Source organism: Vreelandella indica (assembly GCF_037070225.1).
GTDB classification, from domain to species: Bacteria; Pseudomonadota; Gammaproteobacteria; order Pseudomonadales; family Halomonadaceae; genus Vreelandella; species Vreelandella arctica.
Genome location: NZ_JBANSO010000092.1, coordinates 1 through 1258, shown reverse-complemented (window position 1 = coordinate 1258; position 1258 = coordinate 1). Strand labels below are relative to the sequence as shown.

The following is a 1258-nucleotide window of genomic DNA, read 5'->3' as shown; positions in this document are numbered from 1 at the left end:
TCGCACGCTGCAGCACCAGGGTACGCAACTGGCTGGCCAGCGAATGAAGGATGCGCAGCGGGTGGCGTCGATCGACCAGATTGTCTTCCAGCGCCTCAATCACGCCGCTGTTGTCGAGGGCTTCACGCAGCAGCAGGGCGCCGCTGTCGCTAGTGGTGCGCTGGCCGCTCAGCTCAACACGGACAGAGCCGTTGCACGAGGGCGACCAGGTCGTTAGGGTTTCACCCATGGCGAGTGGTCCTCTTGAATCGTGTTCTGGCAGGAACATCCTGATTCTACAAGAGAAAACCACTCGCCATCTTCGTTTTCAGGTCGGCCTCATGAATAAGCTGGGTTATACCCCGTGAGAAATCCAGGCTAGCCTAGCTGGACAGTCGCAGCAGGGATGGGAGTTTGAAATGATTAATCGACTAAAAAAGGACGCATCGCAGTTTAAGAAACGTCCAATTAGGGATTATTTAGATTATTAGGACTAGCGGTCTATTATTAGTAGTTCCGCAAATACAGTCTGTTTCAAGTAGTCTGTTAATAGGTTTAAAGGACAAAACGAATGGTTCTTCTAGGGTATACCCATATAATATCCATTATATTCTTAGCATTTTTCTTTGGTTTAAAAGCTATTAACGATCAAAAATTTTATCTAAACATCAAGAATGATGCAGGTTGTGGTGGCATGGGCATATAATTTGCCATCAGGCCCTACAATTTTGCCTTCAGCAGTCGCTGTTCTCCGACCAGCATGAATGACTTTGCCTTCAGCCCGTACTAAAGGTGTTGCCACTGTCAAAGCTCGCACCATATTTACTTTTATCTCTAAAGTTGTGTAGGTTTTTCCTGCTGGCAAAAGGGTATGGACAGCGCAGCCAACAGCGGAATCTAAAAGCGTGCAGAACCAGCCGCCGTGGACTGTACCCAATGGGTTGTAATGATGAAGCTTTGGACGCCCTTGAAAAACGGCAATACCTTTTTCCATATGAATAGGAGTGTAGTCGAGCGTTAGACCAATAGGAGGATGAGGCAGCTCTCCTGCAAACATAGCATTAAAAATGTCCATACCGCTGCGAGTGGTTAAGTCTGATAATGGAATGACCCTGAATCCGTGAGACCAGCCCCCAGAAATGTTTCTAACCAACTGACCTGCATGGCAATATAGCCATTATCGCCATTCACCCAGACAGTGCCATGCCCAACATAAAGTTCCGCGCCAGTCGCCGCACCCTCACCAGCCACGCCGGGCTGTCCATCATCGGGCAATGCT

Annotated in this window: 3 protein-coding genes; all 3 read right to left on the bottom strand. The window is 48.7% G+C overall.

Annotated elements, in window-relative coordinates; genetic code table 11:
• A partial coding sequence (locus V8L71_RS20645) for a transposase (RefSeq protein ID WP_336275341.1) occupies positions 1–268 on the bottom strand: 268 nt, incomplete at its 3' end.
• Positions 269–640: 372 nt separating this feature from the next.
• Positions 641–1054 (bottom strand): PaaI family thioesterase, encoded by a 414-nt coding sequence (locus V8L71_RS20640; protein WP_336270711.1) that lies wholly within the window; start codon positions 1052–1054, stop codon positions 641–643.
• A gap of 14 nt (positions 1055–1068) precedes the next feature.
• Positions 1069–1258 (bottom strand): hypothetical protein (locus tag V8L71_RS20635; protein ID WP_336275340.1); only part of this gene is annotated, 190 nt, incomplete at its 5' end.

Bases quoted from the DNA above. Each gene is read 5' to 3' on its own strand.
- V8L71_RS20640 (WP_336270711.1), bottom strand. From the start codon at position 1,054: ATGGACATTTTTAATGCTATGTTTGCAGGAGAGCTGCCTCATCCTCCT.